The organism is Cupriavidus basilensis OR16, from assembly GCF_000243095.1.
Lineage (GTDB): Bacteria > Pseudomonadota > Gammaproteobacteria > Burkholderiales > Burkholderiaceae > Cupriavidus > Cupriavidus basilensis_D.
In genome coordinates, this window is record NZ_AHJE01000100.1 from 20,274 (window position 1) to 35,452 (window position 15,179).

Consider the following 15,179-nt stretch of genomic DNA (forward strand, 5'->3'; position numbering starts at 1 on the left):
TTGACGTTTTGCGGCATGACCGTTGCGGCGCTCATCCTGTGACCGTGAAACGACTCACTAGTATGCTGATGTGACGAGTGCAGGAAAGCAATCAGACGAATCCGAAAGATGAGGCGAAACGGCTGATTACAGTGGATGTTCTTCAGATCAGTATTGCTGAGCAGTCAGGAATTTAGGCAACAAATCCGCAAGCCGGCGGAGTTCGGTAGGGCCGGGGTTGTCATGAAGCGAGATGGACGGAAAATGGACCACCGCACGCTGGAAGCCATCCGCAAGATGGCGACGGTGGCGATAGAAGCTGAAATGATGCGAGCGCTGGAACAGTCGGCCAATAAATACCTCGGCGACCGCGTGGCGGCCATCATCGAGCACTTGCACGACGCGCCGGAAGATGGCGGCCGGGGCAATGCGCCGACGGGTGGGCCGGGCAAGGCCAAGCGCTGATACAGGTACGCGCCCGCTCTCGCCCGCGCATGCGGGAGAAAGCGGGAGAGCGCGAGCCAGCAAGCTACAGCGCCACCATCTGGAAATCGCCCTTGCGCATGCCGCAATCGGGGCAGCTCCAGTCCTCCGGCACGGCGCTCCATGCCGTGCCGGGCGCGATGCCATGCTCCGGCATGCCGGCGGCTTCGTCGTAGACCAGCCCGCAAATCTCACACTGCCAGGCCTTCATGCCGCGGCCCTCACCGAAGGCGCCCGGCTGGATACGCCGGCCCGCGCCGAAGTGGCCTCGATCTGCGCGATCAGCGGCTCGATGCGCGCCAGCTGCGCCCGGTTGTCGTGATCCCACGGATGGAACCCGGGCCGGAAATAATCGAACCACTCCGGAATCATCTTGCGCAGCACGCCAGGCTTGCCCCACAGGAAACGCAGCACGCCGCCAAAGCCGCCGAGCTTGTTGCGGCACTCGCGATCCGCCATCACCAGCCGGATGTGGAACACGAACACCATGGCCCAGAACGTCAGCGTAGTGGTGAGCATGGTGAAGGTGCGCAACAGGTAGCGATACGGCCCCGGCTTCATCACGGCATTCCACACGTCGTAGGCCACCGCCTTGTGCTCGGTTTCTTCCAGCGCGTGCCAGATCCACACCTGGTGATAGCCAGACTCGGAGCCGCCCATCTGGTCCGGGTCCGCCAGCAGCCCGCCGGCAAGCATCGCGGTGTAATGCTCGAGCGCGATGGTGTGCGCGAGCTGCCATGACCTGGGCAGTATCTTGCGCAACACGTTGAGCAGCTTGCCCACGAACCGGTCGAGCGGCTCGGCGGGCAGGCCCGCATCCGTCATCAGCCGGTTGTAGAGAATATGCTCGCGCGTGTGCATGGCTTCCTGGCCGATAAAACCCGCGATGGCGCGCTTGAGTTCCGGGTCGGCCACGTCGTCGCGATAGGCGCGCACGCTGTCCATGAAGAAGCGTTCGCCCGCCGGGAAGAAGATCGAGAGCGCGTTGACGAAGTGGGTGACATGGCGGCCCCGCACGTGCCAGTCGCTGATGCGGCTGGCAGGCAAGTGGGGATGCACATCGCGTCGGACTGGCATCATGATGAGTACTCCTGTCGATTCGTGGAATGCGTCGGGTGCATCGGGTGCTTCGGGTGCGCCGGGTGCTTCGGCGGTAGGTCTCAGCGCCCGTCGAGAAAAGGCAGCAGGTCCGCCGCCACGCGTTGCGGATCCTCTTCCATCGGGATATGGCCAAGGCCCGCGTAGCGCTGTAGCCGCGCGCCCGGGATGCGCTCGGCAAAGGCTTGCGCATGCGCCGGCGGGATCCAGCGATCCCGGTCGCCCCACAGCACCAGCGTGGGCGAGCGGATGCCATTGAGCGCTTGCGTGTCCAGCGCATCGAAATCCAGCTTGGGCACCATGCGGCCGACGGCTTCGCGGCTGCCCTCGGCGTAGAAGAAATCGACATAGCGGCGGAAGGTGCCCTCGTCCACGCGCGAGGCATCGCCGTAGACATCGCGCGTGGCGGCGCGGATCACAAACTCCGGCAGCAGCCACGGCGCTGACCAGCGCACCAGCGCGTGGTTGAACAATGCGATATAGAGCGGCAGCTTCATCGGGAAGCCGGCGGCATCGATCAGCACCATCTTGTCGACGCGCCCGGGATGGCGCACGGCCATGTCCCACGCGATCAGGCCGCCCAGCGAGTTGCCGATGACGCTGGCGCGCTGCAGGTGGATGGCGTCGCAAAAGGCGTCGATAAAGTGGCGGTACGCTTCGACATCCATGGTGAGGATGCGCCCGCGCGCATCGCGCAACGGCCCGGTCAGGCCGAACGGCGGCAGGTCCACGCGCAGCACGCGATAGCGTTGCGCGAGCGCCGGCAGCACGCCTTGCCAGGTATGCAGCGAGGCGCCGAAGCCGTGGATCAGCAGCAGCGGCTCGCCGCCGGGCACGCCTTCATCGGTGTAATGCACCAGCGCGCCCATTACCTGCACCCAGCGCGAAGCGGGCAGCGCATGGCGCCTGGCGAGCGTTTCACGCGACAGGCTGAACAGCCCCATACGGCCCTGGCCGAGCCAGCGCGTGAGCGCGCCGGGTGGCTGCGAGAGGCGGCTATCCGCCGGCATGGCGGCGCGGTTCATGGTGCGTCCGCGCCGTTGCCGCTGGCCTTGGCCGGCAGCGTGCCCGGCGCGTCGGCGGCGGGCTGGCCGAGCGGGCCCTTGCGGCGCGCGTCGAACACCACCAGCTTCTGGTAGGCCGCGGGCAGCAGCCGCGCCATCATGTCGGCGGCAACCGCATCCGGCCCGATCAGCACGCGGCGGCGGTTGTGGCGCACGCCGTTGAGGATCACGCGCGCGGCCTTGTCCGCCGTGGTGATGAAATACTTCTCGAACTCGTCGCGGCCTTGCTGCTCGTCGTGCACCAGGAAGCCGGTGACATTCGCGGAGATACGGCTGGCCTGCGCAATATTGGTCTTGATGCCGCCCGGGTGCACGCAGGTCGCGGACACGCCGCAGTCCTGCATGTCGAGCTCCTGGCGCAAGGATTCCGTGAAGCCGCGCACCGCATACTTGCTCGCGTTGTAGCCGCTCATGCCGGGCTGCGCGAAGATGCCGAAGATGCTTGATGTATTGATCACGTGGCCTTCGCCGCTGGCTTTGAGGTAGGGCAGGAACGCCTTGGTGCCATGCACCACGCCCCAGAAATTGATGCCCATGATCCATTCGAGATCGTCGTAGCTCATGCCCTCGATGGTGCTCGACAACGCTACGCCGGCATTGTTGAAAATCAGGTTGATGCGCCCGTGCGTGCGCGCGGCCTGCTCGGCCCAGGCGTACATCGCGGCGCGGTCGGACACGTCCACGCAGTGCTGCGTGAAGACCAGGCCCGGCGCCGCGCGCATGACCTCGGCCGCCGTCTGCGCGAGGCCCTTTTCATTGCGGTCCGACAGCGCCAGCTGGCAGCCTTCGCGCGCCAGCGCGAGGGCTAGCGAGCGGCCCATGCCGGAGCCTGCGCCGGTAATGGCGGCCACCTTGTTCTTGAAATCCTTCATGCCGTGTCTCCTCGGTGTTCTTATGGTCTTGCTCGCAGCCGGGCACGCAACGCGCTCACGCCTCGATGGACCGGCTGGCTTCGTTGGCTTCGCGGGGTGCGAGCGCGTAGCGCGTCAGCGGACGGATCTCGTAGTCGGCCATCCGGAAGCGCGCCGTGGCGCGGCGGAACTGCCAGGTGAATCCGGGCCACAGCGTGGTGTTCTTGCCGGTCTTCGGGTCGAGGTACCAGCTCACGCAGCCGCCCTCGGACCACACGGCGCCCGCCAGCTTGCGCTGCAGCGCGGCGTTGTAGTCCCGCTGCGCGCTCGGGCGTACGTCGATGGCCTGCACGCGCTGCCGGCCCATGGCCTTGAGCGCGCCGAGGATGTAGTTCACCTGCGACTCGATCATGAACACCATCGAGCTATGCCCCAGGCCGGTATTCGGCCCCACCACCAGGAACAGGTTGGGAAAGCCAGCCACGGTGGTGCCCAGGTACGCCTCGGCGCCATCGCGCCAGGCGTCGAGCAGGTCGGCGCCGCGCTGGCCAAGGATGGCGCCGCGCGGAATCGGGTCGGTGGCGTGAAAGCCGGTGCCGAAGATGATGCAGTCGGCTTTGCGGCGGGTGCCGTCGCGCATCACGATGGCGTCCTCCTCCACGTGGTCGATGCCGTGCGTCACCACATCCACATTGGCGCGCGCCAGCGCGGGGTAGTAGTCGTTGGAGATCAGCACGCGCTTGCAGCCGATGGTGTAGTCCGGCGTGACGGCGGCACGCAGCGCGGGATCGGCGATCTGCCGCTTGATATGGCGGCGCGCGATGCGCTGCACCACCGTCATCAGCTTGGGATGCACCACGAAGCCAAGCACGCGCGACTCCAGTGCCCAGTAGATGCCGGTGCGCATCAGCTTTTGCGCGAACGGCAGGCGGCGGAACAGCCCGCGCTCGATGGCAGACACCTCGCGATCGGGCTTGGGCATGATCCACGGCGGCGTGCGCTGGAACAGGTCCAGGTGCGCCACCTGCGCAGCGATCTGCGGCACGAACTGGATGGCGCTGGCACCGGTGCCGATCACCGCCACGCGCTTGCCCGCCAGCGCGTAGCCATGGTTCCAGTGCTGCGAGTGAAACGCCTCGCCGCGAAAGCGCTCCAGGCCCGGGATATTGGGATAGGCCGGCCGGCTCAGGCCGCCCATGCCGGACACCAGCACGCGTGCCCGCACGCGCTTGCCGTCGGCCATGTCGAGCTGCCACGCGCCGCTGGCGTCGTCCCAGGCGGCGCGGCGCAGTTCGTGGTTCAGGCGCAGGTGGGGGCGCAAGCGGAACTGGTCGGTGCAGCGTTCCAGGTAAGCGCGGATCTCGGGCTGCGGCGAAAACATGCGCGACCAATCGGGATTGGGCGCGAAGGAGAACGAGTACAGGTGCGACTGCACATCGCAGGCGCAGCCCGGATAGTGGTTGTCGCGCCACGTGCCCCCCACCGCGCCGGCCTTCTCGAACAGCGCGAAGTTATGCAGGCCCGCCTGCTTGAGGCGGATCGCCATGCCCAGGCCCGCGAAGCCGGTGCCGATGATGGCGATATCGCAATACTCGGTGGGGCCGGAGCCCTTGGCCGAGGGCTTGGCTGTGGATAACTCCGGGGGCAGGTCCGCTGGCGCGTTCATAAGCTGTCTCTCGTGCCGCTGGCGTGTACGACGGGATGCCGTAGTGCGCCGCAACATCGTTGATTGTGACATTGATGGATGTCATCGTAGGCACGCCAGCGCCCGGGGTCAATATTCAGTTTTGAATCGCCACTCTAATTTTTAGCGGATTTTAGTGGTGTTTTGAGCGCATGAAACGGGTAAAAAGCGTGTTTTCCCGCACTGGCGGGCGCATCCACCGCTGCGTTTGAAACCAGCCTCGATCCGCCGAACATGGCCGAAAGACGACGGTTGTTATCCCGGCGCGCGGCCGAGCAACCGCTTGCGCCACGCATTCGGGGTTTCTTGCGTCCAGCGTTTGAACGCATGGCTGAACGCGCTCTGCTCGGAAAAGCCGAGCAGCATGGCCAACTGGGCGAGGCTGATGGCGGGGTCCGCGAGGTAGTGCTCGGCCTGCGCGCGGCGCACCCCGTCGACCAGCGCGGAGTAGGTCAGCCCCTGGGCCTGCAGCCGCCGTTGCAGCGTGCGCACCGGCAGGCGCAGATGCGCTGCCACCGCCGCGATCGGCACGTCGCCCCGGTGCAGCGCCGCGCTGATGAAGGCACGCGCCTGCGCGATCTCGCCGGCGCCCTCCGTCTCCAGCGCGCGCAACTGGGTCTGGGCGATGCGCGCCATCTGGGTCTGCATTTGCGCATCGGCCTGCATCGAAGGACGCGCCAGCAGCGCGGGATCGATGTGCATGGCGTGGCGGCCCGCGTTGAAGACCACCGGGCAGCCAAATACCCGGGCGTAGCCGTCGGCGTGGCCGCCGGGTGGCGGCGCATGGGGAAACTCGATGCACTCGGCAAAGAAGCCGTCGCCCAGCAGCCAGCGGCCAAAGCAGGTCCACGTGGCCATGTGCAGTTCGTGCGCGTGGCGCGACAGCGGGCCGTGCAGTGCTTCCCACGTCATCCACGCGCCCTGCGCTGTTTCATACAGGCGGGTGCGGCCGATATCGTTGGCCAGCAGTTCATAGCGGATGCCTTGCAGGATGGCCTCGCGCATGGTGGGCGTGGTCAGCACCACGTACCCCATCTCGGCGTAGTGGCGTGGCCGGAACGCCGCGCCCGCGTGCAGGCCCGCAGCGGATCGCCGGTGGCACGCTCCAGCGCATCCAGCAGCGTCAGGTAGTGCGCAACGCCGATGCGCGTGGCGGGGCCGGCCGCGCTGTCGAGCAAGGCGGGATCGAGCCCTGCGAGCACGAGCTGGTCGGCCGGCGCAATGCCGGCGGCCTCGCCGTAGTCGAGCACGGTGCGCAGATAGGGCAGCGACACGGTGCCCGGCATCTCGGCGACGTAAGCAGCGCTGGCGATGTCGGTGATAGCAGCGGCGGGGAGCGCCGCGTTGGCGCGTGGCATCAATTCACCTGTCATGCGGGATCAAGACCGGGGCCCGATCTTTATCCAAACTGCGGCGAGCGTCAATCCGCAATATCGGCAACGCGCATCGGAAGACACGCGCGATGCATCCAGGCAGACGGATAAGCGCAAGACAGGAGACACACCATGCACACCCCAGCCACCGAGCCGAGCGCGTACGCGCTGTCGCGGCGCGGCTTTCTCAAGATCGGCTTTGGCCTGAGCGCCGCGCTTGCCTGCGCCGGCCTGGTCCCGGCATTGTCCGGCTGCTCGCCCGCACAGAAGCCACCCGCCACCGGCATGCAGTTTCTGCGCGATGGCGACGTGGCGTTGTTTACCGCGCTGCTGCCCGCGGTCGTCGCAGAGCTGGCCGAGCGCGAGCGTGGCGCGCGTGAACTGCAACTCGGCCAGGCCGTGCGCAACGTCGACGCCACCTGCGCCGCGATGGACGCCAACGCGCGCGCGGAGTTGCGCAAGCTGCTTGACCTGCTCGCCATCGGGCCGCTGCGCTGGGCACTCGCGGGCGTGGGCCAGGACTGGAAGGACACCGACACGCAGCAGGCGCGCCGCTTTCTCGCGCGCTGGCGCGCAAGCCGCTTCGCCACCTTGAATGCCGGCGCCGTGGTGCTGGTCAAGCTCAGCAGCGTGGGCTACTACCTGCTGCCGGCAGCATGGGCGGGCAGCGGTTATCCCGGCCCCAATCCGGCGGTCTTTCGTGCGCTGCACGCCTGAAATCCAATACGCGAGTACCTCATGGCCTTACCCGATATCTACAGTGCCGGCATCGCCGCCGGCTGGAACGTGGTGGACGGCGCCGCGCTCACCGCGCCGCTTTCGCTCGACGCCGACGTGGTCATTGTCGGCAGCGGCGCAGGCGGCGGCGTAGCCGCGGAGATCCTCGCCGACGCCGGCTTGCGCGTGGTGCTGGTGGAGGAGGGCGCGCTGCGCACTTCCGACAGCTTCAAGGACATGGACGAGGGCCGCGCCTATCGCGAGCTGTATCAGGAGGGCGCGGCGCGGGCCACCTCCGATGGCGCCATCGCCATCCTGCAAGGACGCTCGGTTGGCGGCAGCACGACGGTGAACTGGTCGTCGAGTTTTCGCACGCCGAAGGAAACGCTGGCGCACTGGGCCACGCACCACGCGGTGAGCGGCCACAGCGCCGCGGACATGGCGCCGTGGTTCGAGCGCATGGAGGCACGGCTGTCGGTGGCGCCATGGGGCATGCCGCCGAACAACAACAATGCGGTGCTCAAGCGCGGCTGCGACAAGCTGGGCTGGGAGTCGCACGTGATCCCGCGCAATGTGAAAGGCTGCTGGAACTCCGGCTACTGCGGGCTGGGCTGCCCTGTCAACGCCAAGCAATCAATGCTGGTCTCGACCATTCCCGCCGCGCTGGCCAAGGGCGCCACACTGGTCCACCGCGTGCGGGTGCGCGCGCTGGAGCATGACGGCAAGGCGGTCACCACGCTGGCCGGCGAAGCGCTGGGTGCCGATGGCCGCACGCCTTTGGGCATCGCGGTGACAGTGCGCGCACGGCACTACGTGGCGGCAGGCGGCGCCATCAATACGCCGGCGCTGCTGCTGCGCTCGCGCGTGCCGGACCCGTATCAGCGCGTTGGCGTGCGCACCTTTATCCATCCGGTCAACCTGAGCGTGGCGGTGATGCCCGAGCAGGTCGATCCCTACTACGGCGCGCCGCAGTCGATCGCCTCCGATCACTTCCAGTGGAAGGATGGCGCCACCGGCCCGATGGGCTACAAGCTGGAGGTGCCGCCCTTGTTCCCTGGCATCAGCGCGGGCGTGTTCAACCAGGTGGGCGAGGCGCTGCGCGCCGACATGGCCGCGCTGCCGCATACCAACGCCATGCTGGCGCTGCTGCGCGATGGCTTCGTTGCGCAGAGCGAAGGCGGGCGCGTGCGTATTGCCGACGATGGCAGCCCGGTGCTGGACTATGACCTGAGCGACTACGTCTGGGACGGCATGCGACGCGCCTGGCTGAGCATGGCCGAGGCCCAGTTCGCAGCCGGCGCGCTGCGCGTGCGCCCGGCCCACCTGGACGCGCCGTACTACGACAGCTGGGCGCAAGCCCGCCAGGGCATCGCCACGCTGCCGCTAGCCAAGTTCCGCGCGGCGCTGTTCACCGCGCACCTGATGGGCGGCTGCGCCATGAGCGACCAGCCGCAGGGCGGGGTGGTCGACAGCCATGGCCGCCATCACCAGCTGGCCAACCTGTCGGTGCTGGACGGTTCCGTGTTTCCGACGAGCATAGGGGCGAATCCGCAATTGTCTGTGTTCGCACTCAGCGCGCAGAATGCCCAAGCGCTGGCGGCGCGGCTGGCCGGATGAGCGCGGCCCGTCAATCCGCGCGGCTACGGGCCTTGGCCCGCAAGGACTCGCCCCCCTTAAGCAGGGAAGCAAAGTCCCGCATGGCGTGCGTGCCATGCGGGCACAATCGAATCGGATTAGAGGCATCGCTCCAAAATTACACTTGTGAAACGCCCGCAGCGCTAGCTAGGCTCCGTACAACTGTTTCAAGCATCCGTTTGCCGTCAGAGCAAGGAGCTGTTGCAGTGCGTGGAATTTTGCTGGGGTTGCACGGCATGACCATGAGAGAGACGCCCCCTATGAAGACCGGAAGAGGCTCCGCTGGAGACACCAAGGCCCGCATTCTCGACGCCACCGAGCGCTTGTTCATCGAGGTTGGCTATGAAGGCACCTCGCTAAGGCAAGTGACATCGCGCGCGATCGTCAACCTGGCCGCTGTCAATTACCATTTCCGCAGTAAAGAGATCATGATGCAGGCGGTCCTGGGCCGCCGGCTCGACCCGCTCAACACGCGCCGCCTGGCACTGCTCGATGCCTGCGAGGCACGCTGGCCGGGGGCCCAGATACGCTGTGAACACGTGATGGGTGCGCTCTTCGTGCCCGCGCTGCAAATGGCGCGCGAGCCCGAAGCGGGCGGCCCGTCGTTCCTGCGGCTGCTCGGGCGCGTGTATTCCGATACCTCGCCATTTATCCAGTCCTATCTGCTTGGCCACTACGCGCCGGTGTTCGGCCGCTTCTCCGACGCCTTCGCCCGCGCGCTGCCCGAGATCCCGCCGCAAGAACTGGGCTGGCGCCTGAACTTCGCGCTCAAGCCGCTGGCCGGTGTGCTGGCCGGCGATGAGCTTGGCAATTTGCTGCCGGCCTTCACGCAAGGCAAGGACCTTAGCGACGCGCACGTGCTCGCGCAGTTGAGCGCGATGGTGGTGGCTGCGCTCAAGGCACCCGTGCCCGCCAGCCAGCAGCTGTGCGCGCTGCAGGATGTGTTCCAGATCGGCGAGACCCAGCACGCTGAAAAGCATGCCAGGCAAGCCGCGCTGACCGCCCTCGTGGCGGAACAGGCGCAACGCGCCGACACCCTATCCGTTGCCGCGCGCAAGACACGCCGCGCGGCACGCAACGAGGGCACGACGCGTGCCGCCGTCACCAGCATGGCGGTGCGTGGCGCGCGCGAGCACCCCATCGTCTTCCCGAGCAATCCGCTCGACGACTGGATGCGTACCCGCTCCAGAACCTAGCGGCGCGGCAGTGCCGGTCAACCGCCGGCGCACGCCCTGCCGCCTCCAGGAACCCGAGTTGCGAGAGCCCCGCTTGAGCCAGGCATCCGGCCGTCCCTAGCCCGGCGTTTCCGCAGCGATCCGCACTCAGGCATTCCGTTCTCAACGACAACACGCGTGCGTGAAGCGCACGCGGTGGACCGCTGTCGCCCGCGTTTTCGCGCAAGCCAGCACCACAACAGGAGACCCACATCGTGAAAGCCCTGTATTCCCATGCGCCGAGCGCACCCGTATCCGCATTGAGAAAGCCATTGCCCTTGTCGCGCAACTTTGCGGCCGCCGCCGCATTCGCATTCGCGATGGCCTTGCCGGCACTCGCACAGGCGCAGCCGCAGGCGAGCGCCGGTTCCGGCACCGCCTTCGATGGGCTCGGCGCCCAGCAACAGGCCGCGCTGCTCTCCAAGCAGATCGCCAGCGGCGAGCTGGCGAAGCTGCCCGACGAGCAACTGCTTGCGGCCATCAACGCCTTGCAGCCCGAAGCCGCGCTGCTGTGGGCCAAGGCCGAGATGAACCGCTACCCCGAGTACGAGTACTGGATGAGCCGCCAGGAACGCCTCAACGGGCAATGGCAGGAGCAGCCCGCGCGCATGCTGATTCGCTACCGCCATGCGCCCCGCCAGCTTTATGCGAAGTGGTTGCCGGGCGGCAGCCAGGCCGGCCAGGAAATCATCTATGACGAGACGCAGCGCAAGGATGAGATGTACGGCCACCTCGGCGGCATGCTGGGCTTCACCTCGATGTGGATCGCGCTCGACGGCACCATCGCGCGCGCGCAGTCCAACCACACGGTGCGCGACCTGGGCTTCCAGTATGTGGTGTCGATGCTCGATCGCGATGCCAGGTCGCTGCGCGCCGCGGGGCTCACGGAGAAGTTCACCCGCGCGGAGATCGTGCAGGAGCAGGGCACGCGCATGGTTGCGCTCACCTGGGACCTGCCGGCCGGCGCGCCACGCTACTACGCCAAGCGCGTGCAGTTGATGCTGGACTTGAAGAACCCCTGGCCACGCGTGGAAGCCGCATGGGATGCCGAGGGCAACATGGTCGAGAAAATTGTCTTCGAGAAGGCGGTGCGCAAGACATTCGACGCCAGCGCCTTCGATGCGAAGAACAGCGACTACAAGTTCTGATGCGCACCTCCCATGCCCGCCAGGCAGCATCACGCGCGTTTGAATTCTCCTGCGCGGGCATCCGCGCAGCGGTTTGAACAAACGGCGCGAGCGCTTGCGCCGCCGTGGCACAGGCATCGCGCGCCATGTTTGGAACGCGCGCTCTATTGACGCTCGCTTGCCCCGGCAGCGAGAGTCGCTGCACTGAAAGGACAGTGCATTGCCGCGCAAAGCGGCGAGCAAAACAACAAGACCGATAAGAAGGAGACAAGTCATGGCCCGTCTGAATGTATGCAAAGGCCTTGCAGCGATGGCTGGCACGAGCCTCGCACTGATGCTCGCCGCATGCGGCGGCGATGGGGCGCCCAGCCCAGGCAAGGCGGATGTTGCGTCCTGCACCAGCACCAACAGTTGCCCCGCCTCGGGCCCGGCCACCACCGGCCCGGCGGCCACGCCGTTGTGCCCGGCCTCGCTCGATAACACGACGGTGTTCACCGGCGGCTCCGGCGGCGGCGAGCTCGTCAAGCTGCAGTTCGATACCAGCGCGATGACCTACAAGCTGCAGATCATCGAATCGCCGGTGCCCAAGGTCACCAACAGCGTCTATCCGACACGTGCCGGCGTGACATTCACCGGCAAGATCGCCAACCTGAAGTCGCTGCCCACGGCCGAGCAGAACCGCTGCGCGCTGGCGTTGCAGAGCGCAACGCCTTCGGACAACACCTCGCAAGCCATCATCGATCCGGCCAACCCGCCGGTGATCTTTGTCGGCAACGGCGTGGCGGGCGGCGGCATTCCCGGCGCCACCATTTCTTATCAAGGCGTGGCCGGGCTCGGCGTGATTCCATCGAAGACGTTCCCGATCTATCCGGTGCTGGCCTTCGCGCAAACCGAGACCGACTTCACCAAGGTCGCGGGCACGTACAACCTGCTGGGCTACCACCTGGTGCCATCGGGCGGCAGCCTGGGCCCCGCGGGCAACTTCCTGCCAGCCACCGCGCAGACGGTCGAGACCTTGAATGCCGACGGCACCTGCACCACCGCCAGCGGCAGCTGCCGCTCCACCGGCAACCCGTGGAAAGCCCGCACGCAAAACGACGGCGCCTTCGAAAGCGCGAACTACAGCGCCAGCAAGCAGTACCCGTACTTCTACACCTCGTCGTTTACCACCGGCAACAGCAGCAAGGCCAAGGGCATCATGGTCGTCGGCAAGCTGGGTGGCCAGCAGGTACCGCTCCTGATCCGCACCGGCTATGCGCGCATCAGCCTGGACCCGCTCGACTTCGAGATCAACGTCGACGACGAATCCGGCCTGGCCATGCTCGCGCCCACCACCAACCTCACCAACGCGCAGCTCAATGGCGGCTACGTGGGCTCGGGCAGCGACCTGGCCTACACCTCGTCGATCGTGCAGGGCAACGCAGTGGGCCTGATCGATCCGCTCACCATGAACGCCAAGGGCGGCTACCAGCTCGACCTTGCGCAGGCTAAGCCCGGCCTGGTGACCACAGTGGATAACAGCGGCACGCCCGGCGCGCTGATCTCGACCGGCCATGTGTTCGCCCACCTTGCCGGCACCGCCGGCGCCAACCCGACGTTCCGCGTGAGCGTATTCGCGAGCCCCTGATCCGGCCCCGCAGACCACGAAGAATAATCAGAGCAGCACCACGCGCGACACAGCGCTTCAGGAGACCAGCATCATGCATCAGCATCCTTTGCAGCACGAACAGGATCGGCAGCACACGCCGTGGAGAAATCATCGTGGACAGCGGGCCCTGCGCTATGGCACGGCACTGCTGGGCGCCGCGATGCTGGCCGCCTGCGGCGGCGATGGCGGAGGCGGCGGCACCGCGGCGAGCACCAGCTCCGCCCCGGCGATCCCGGTGCGGCTGTGTCCCGCGTCACTCGACTACACCACCACCTTCACCGGCGGCACCGGCTCGGGCGAGCTGGTCAAGGTGCAGATCGACACCACCAGGAAGACCTGGCAAGTGACCTTCCTCGATTCCTCGGTACCGCGCACCACGGGCACGGTGCAGCCGACCCGCAGCGACACCACCGGCGGCCAGAACGTGATGACGGGCACGCTGTCGCAGGAAACCGGCCTGCCCACCGACAAGCTCAACCAGTGCGCGTTCCAGCTCAACGGCGCAAGCCTGGACCCCAACCGCCCGGCGCGGCTGTTCGTGGGTGAGGGCGTGGCCGGCGGCACCATTCCCGGCGCGCGCATCCAGTTCAATGGGGTGCTGGGTGCGGGCGCGGTGCCGGACACCACGTTCCCGTATTTCCAGTTCATCGGCTTCGTGCAGACCGAAACCGACCTGACCAAGATCGCCGGCCAGTACAACGGCTATGGTTTTCACGAGGTGCCGTCGAAGAATTTCCAGACGGTGGCGCAGGACTACCGCATGGCGCTGGCGGCCGACGGCTCGTTCCAGGTGTGCGACAACAAGACGGGCGGCACCTGCTCGCAAAAGGGCAAGAACTTCGTGCCCCAGGCCAACGGCAGCCTGATGTCGGCCAACTACAAGGCTGAGATCGATCCGCCCACGCTCGGCGCCACGCTGGGCCGCGCCTACCTGATCGTGGGCAAGCTGCGCGGCCAGCTGGTCCCGGTGATGATCCGCGTGGGCTACGCCAACAGCTCGGTCACCAACGGTATGCCGCTGGGCGCCGACGACGAGATCGGCATCGGCATGATGGCGCCGGCCATCGCGCTCACGCAAGGCACGGTCAACGGCGAATACGTCGGCGTGGACAGCAACTTCGACTACCGCACCACCGCGCTGGTGGCAGCGGACGCCGCCATGCTCGACCCGTTCCACCCGTCGGACGCCTCGCTCGCCACGGCGCTCAAGCTGGACTTCTCGCAGCAGCAGGCCGGCGTGATCACCACGACGCGCAAGGATGGCGCGGCGGGCAGCCCCACGGGCAAGCTCATCTTCACCGGCGGCGTGTTCGGCTTCCTTGAGTCGCGCAGCGGCAGCCCTTACTTCACCATTGGCGCCTTCGTGCAATGACGGCCATGCGATCCAACTCATTCCGGGAAGACAAGATGACGATGAATGCCTTTCGTTTCGCAGGGCCATGGCTGCTCGCCGCGCTGGCCTGCCTGGGCGGCATGCCCAAAGCCCATGCACAGAAAGCCGGTGACAACGTCGTCTCCGCCGGCTGGTTCCACATCAACACCAGCGGCCAAAGCAGCCCCTTCACCACCAGCGTGATCGATGCGCCCATCAATGGCCCGCTGGGCCTGCCGTCGTCATTCACGGCGCCGGGCAGCAGCATCAGCACGTCCAATGCGGACACGCTCGGGCTGACCTTCAGCCACTTCTTCACGGACCACATCGCGCTGACGGCGGTGGGCGGCATTCCGCCCAAGTTCAAGCTTTACGGCCACGGCAACCTGATCCCGCCGGGCCCGGCCGGCGCGCTGGGGCAGCAGCCGCTGGGCGACCCCAGCCTGAACCCGATCATCACCAGCGCGCGCCAGTGGAGCCCGGCGTCGATGGTGCAGTACCACTTCTTCGAGCCTACCGCGCGCGTGCGTCCTTTCCTGGGCATCGGTGTGTCATACAACTTCTTCACCAACATCGAGCTCAACCCGGCGTTCGCCGCCTCGGTCAACAACAACCTGGGTGCAACGCTGGCCGCCGGGGCCGGCAAGCCGGGGCCGACTTCCGTGGAGGCCAAGGCGTCGAACTCGTTCGCGCCGGTGTTCAACATCGGTGGCTCCTTTGCGATCACGGACCAGTGGGGCCTGACCGCATCCGTCACCTACATCCCGCTCAAGACGACGTCGTCGATGATCATCAAGGCGTCCGACGGCACGGTGTTGTCTACCTCCAAGGCAAGCCTCAGCCCGAACCCGCTGATCATGTTTGTGGCGGCGACGTACAAGTTCTGAAGCGCTTAAGCAACGTCCCGCCGATTCGCCGAAACAGTGGACGCATG

At 66.8% G+C, this 15,179-nt stretch carries 14 protein-coding genes and 1 pseudogene; 8 read left to right on the plus strand and 7 right to left on the minus strand.

Annotated elements, in window-relative coordinates; translation table 11 throughout:
• Nucleotides 1–267: 267 nt before the first annotated feature.
• Nucleotides 268–444 (plus strand): annotated as a pseudogene (locus OR16_RS30690) (MerR family transcriptional regulator); the annotation flags it as partial.
• Between the two features lie 64 nt (nt 445–508).
• Here OR16_RS30690 and OR16_RS30695 read toward each other — a convergent pair.
• The 7 genes from OR16_RS30695 to OR16_RS46585 form a co-directional block, all read right to left on the minus strand.
• A complete protein-coding gene (locus OR16_RS30695) occupies nt 509–673 on the minus strand; it encodes a rubredoxin (RefSeq protein WP_006162554.1) in 165 nt (54 codons plus the stop codon).
• Nucleotides 670–1,542: a metal-dependent hydrolase gene (locus OR16_RS30700; RefSeq protein ID WP_006162555.1), complete on the minus strand. Its 873-nt coding sequence runs from the start codon at nt 1,540–1,542 to the stop codon at nt 670–672. Before OR16_RS30700 ends, OR16_RS30695 begins: the two co-directional genes overlap by 4 nt.
• Nucleotides 1,543–1,622: 80 nt before the next feature.
• Entirely contained in the window at nt 1,623–2,585 is a 963-nt protein-coding gene (locus OR16_RS30705) for an alpha/beta fold hydrolase (RefSeq protein ID WP_006162556.1), read from the minus strand.
• A complete protein-coding gene (locus OR16_RS30710; RefSeq protein WP_006162557.1) occupies nt 2,582–3,496 on the minus strand; it encodes an SDR family NAD(P)-dependent oxidoreductase in 915 nt (304 codons plus the stop codon). Before OR16_RS30710 ends, OR16_RS30705 begins: the two co-directional genes overlap by 4 nt.
• 55 nt (nt 3,497–3,551) lie before the next feature.
• Nucleotides 3,552–5,141, minus strand: a complete 1,590-nt coding sequence (locus OR16_RS30715; RefSeq protein WP_006162558.1) for a flavin-containing monooxygenase — start codon at nt 5,139–5,141, stop codon at nt 3,552–3,554.
• Between the two features lie 273 nt (nt 5,142–5,414).
• The gene (locus OR16_RS30720; protein WP_237717286.1) at nt 5,415–6,194 is read right to left on the minus strand and encodes an AraC family transcriptional regulator; all 780 of its coding nucleotides are present in this window, start codon (nt 6,192–6,194) and stop codon (nt 5,415–5,417) included.
• A complete protein-coding gene (locus OR16_RS46585; RefSeq protein ID WP_237717287.1) occupies nt 6,176–6,517 on the minus strand; it encodes an AraC family transcriptional regulator in 342 nt (113 codons plus the stop codon). Before OR16_RS46585 ends, OR16_RS30720 begins: the two co-directional genes overlap by 19 nt.
• 147 nt (nt 6,518–6,664) lie before the next feature.
• Here OR16_RS46585 and OR16_RS30725 point away from each other — a divergent pair, with 147 nt between their 5' ends.
• The 7 genes from OR16_RS30725 (at nt 6,665) to OR16_RS30755 (ending at nt 15,132) form a co-directional block, all read left to right on the plus strand.
• Nucleotides 6,665–7,249 (plus strand): hypothetical protein, encoded by a 585-nt coding sequence (locus tag OR16_RS30725; protein WP_006162559.1) that lies wholly within the window; start codon nt 6,665–6,667, stop codon nt 7,247–7,249.
• Between the two features lie 21 nt (nt 7,250–7,270).
• Nucleotides 7,271–8,866, plus strand: coding sequence for a GMC family oxidoreductase (locus OR16_RS30730; protein ID WP_006162560.1), 1,596 nt, complete (start codon nt 7,271–7,273; stop codon nt 8,864–8,866).
• Nucleotides 8,867–9,144: 278 nt separating this feature from the next.
• Nucleotides 9,145–10,080, plus strand: coding sequence for a TetR/AcrR family transcriptional regulator (locus OR16_RS30735; protein WP_006162561.1), 936 nt, complete (start codon nt 9,145–9,147; stop codon nt 10,078–10,080).
• Nucleotides 10,081–10,418: 338 nt separating this feature from the next.
• Nucleotides 10,419–11,246 carry a DUF1571 domain-containing protein gene (locus tag OR16_RS30740; protein WP_081488923.1) on the plus strand — a complete coding sequence of 276 codons (828 nt, stop codon included), beginning with the start codon at nt 10,419–10,421 and terminating at the stop codon, nt 11,244–11,246.
• A gap of 253 nt (nt 11,247–11,499) precedes the next feature.
• Complete coding sequence (locus OR16_RS30745) at nt 11,500–12,852, plus strand: DUF2957 domain-containing protein (RefSeq protein ID WP_006162563.1); 1,353 nt, start codon at nt 11,500–11,502, stop codon at nt 12,850–12,852.
• A gap of 181 nt (nt 12,853–13,033) precedes the next feature.
• On the plus strand, nt 13,034–14,245 hold the full coding sequence (locus OR16_RS30750) for a DUF2957 domain-containing protein (RefSeq protein ID WP_100228016.1): 1,212 nt from the start codon (nt 13,034–13,036) through the stop codon (nt 14,243–14,245).
• A gap of 35 nt (nt 14,246–14,280) precedes the next feature.
• Nucleotides 14,281–15,132 (plus strand): OmpW family outer membrane protein, encoded by an 852-nt coding sequence (locus OR16_RS30755; RefSeq protein WP_085961330.1) that lies wholly within the window; start codon nt 14,281–14,283, stop codon nt 15,130–15,132.
• Nucleotides 15,133–15,179: the final 47 nt, after the last annotated feature.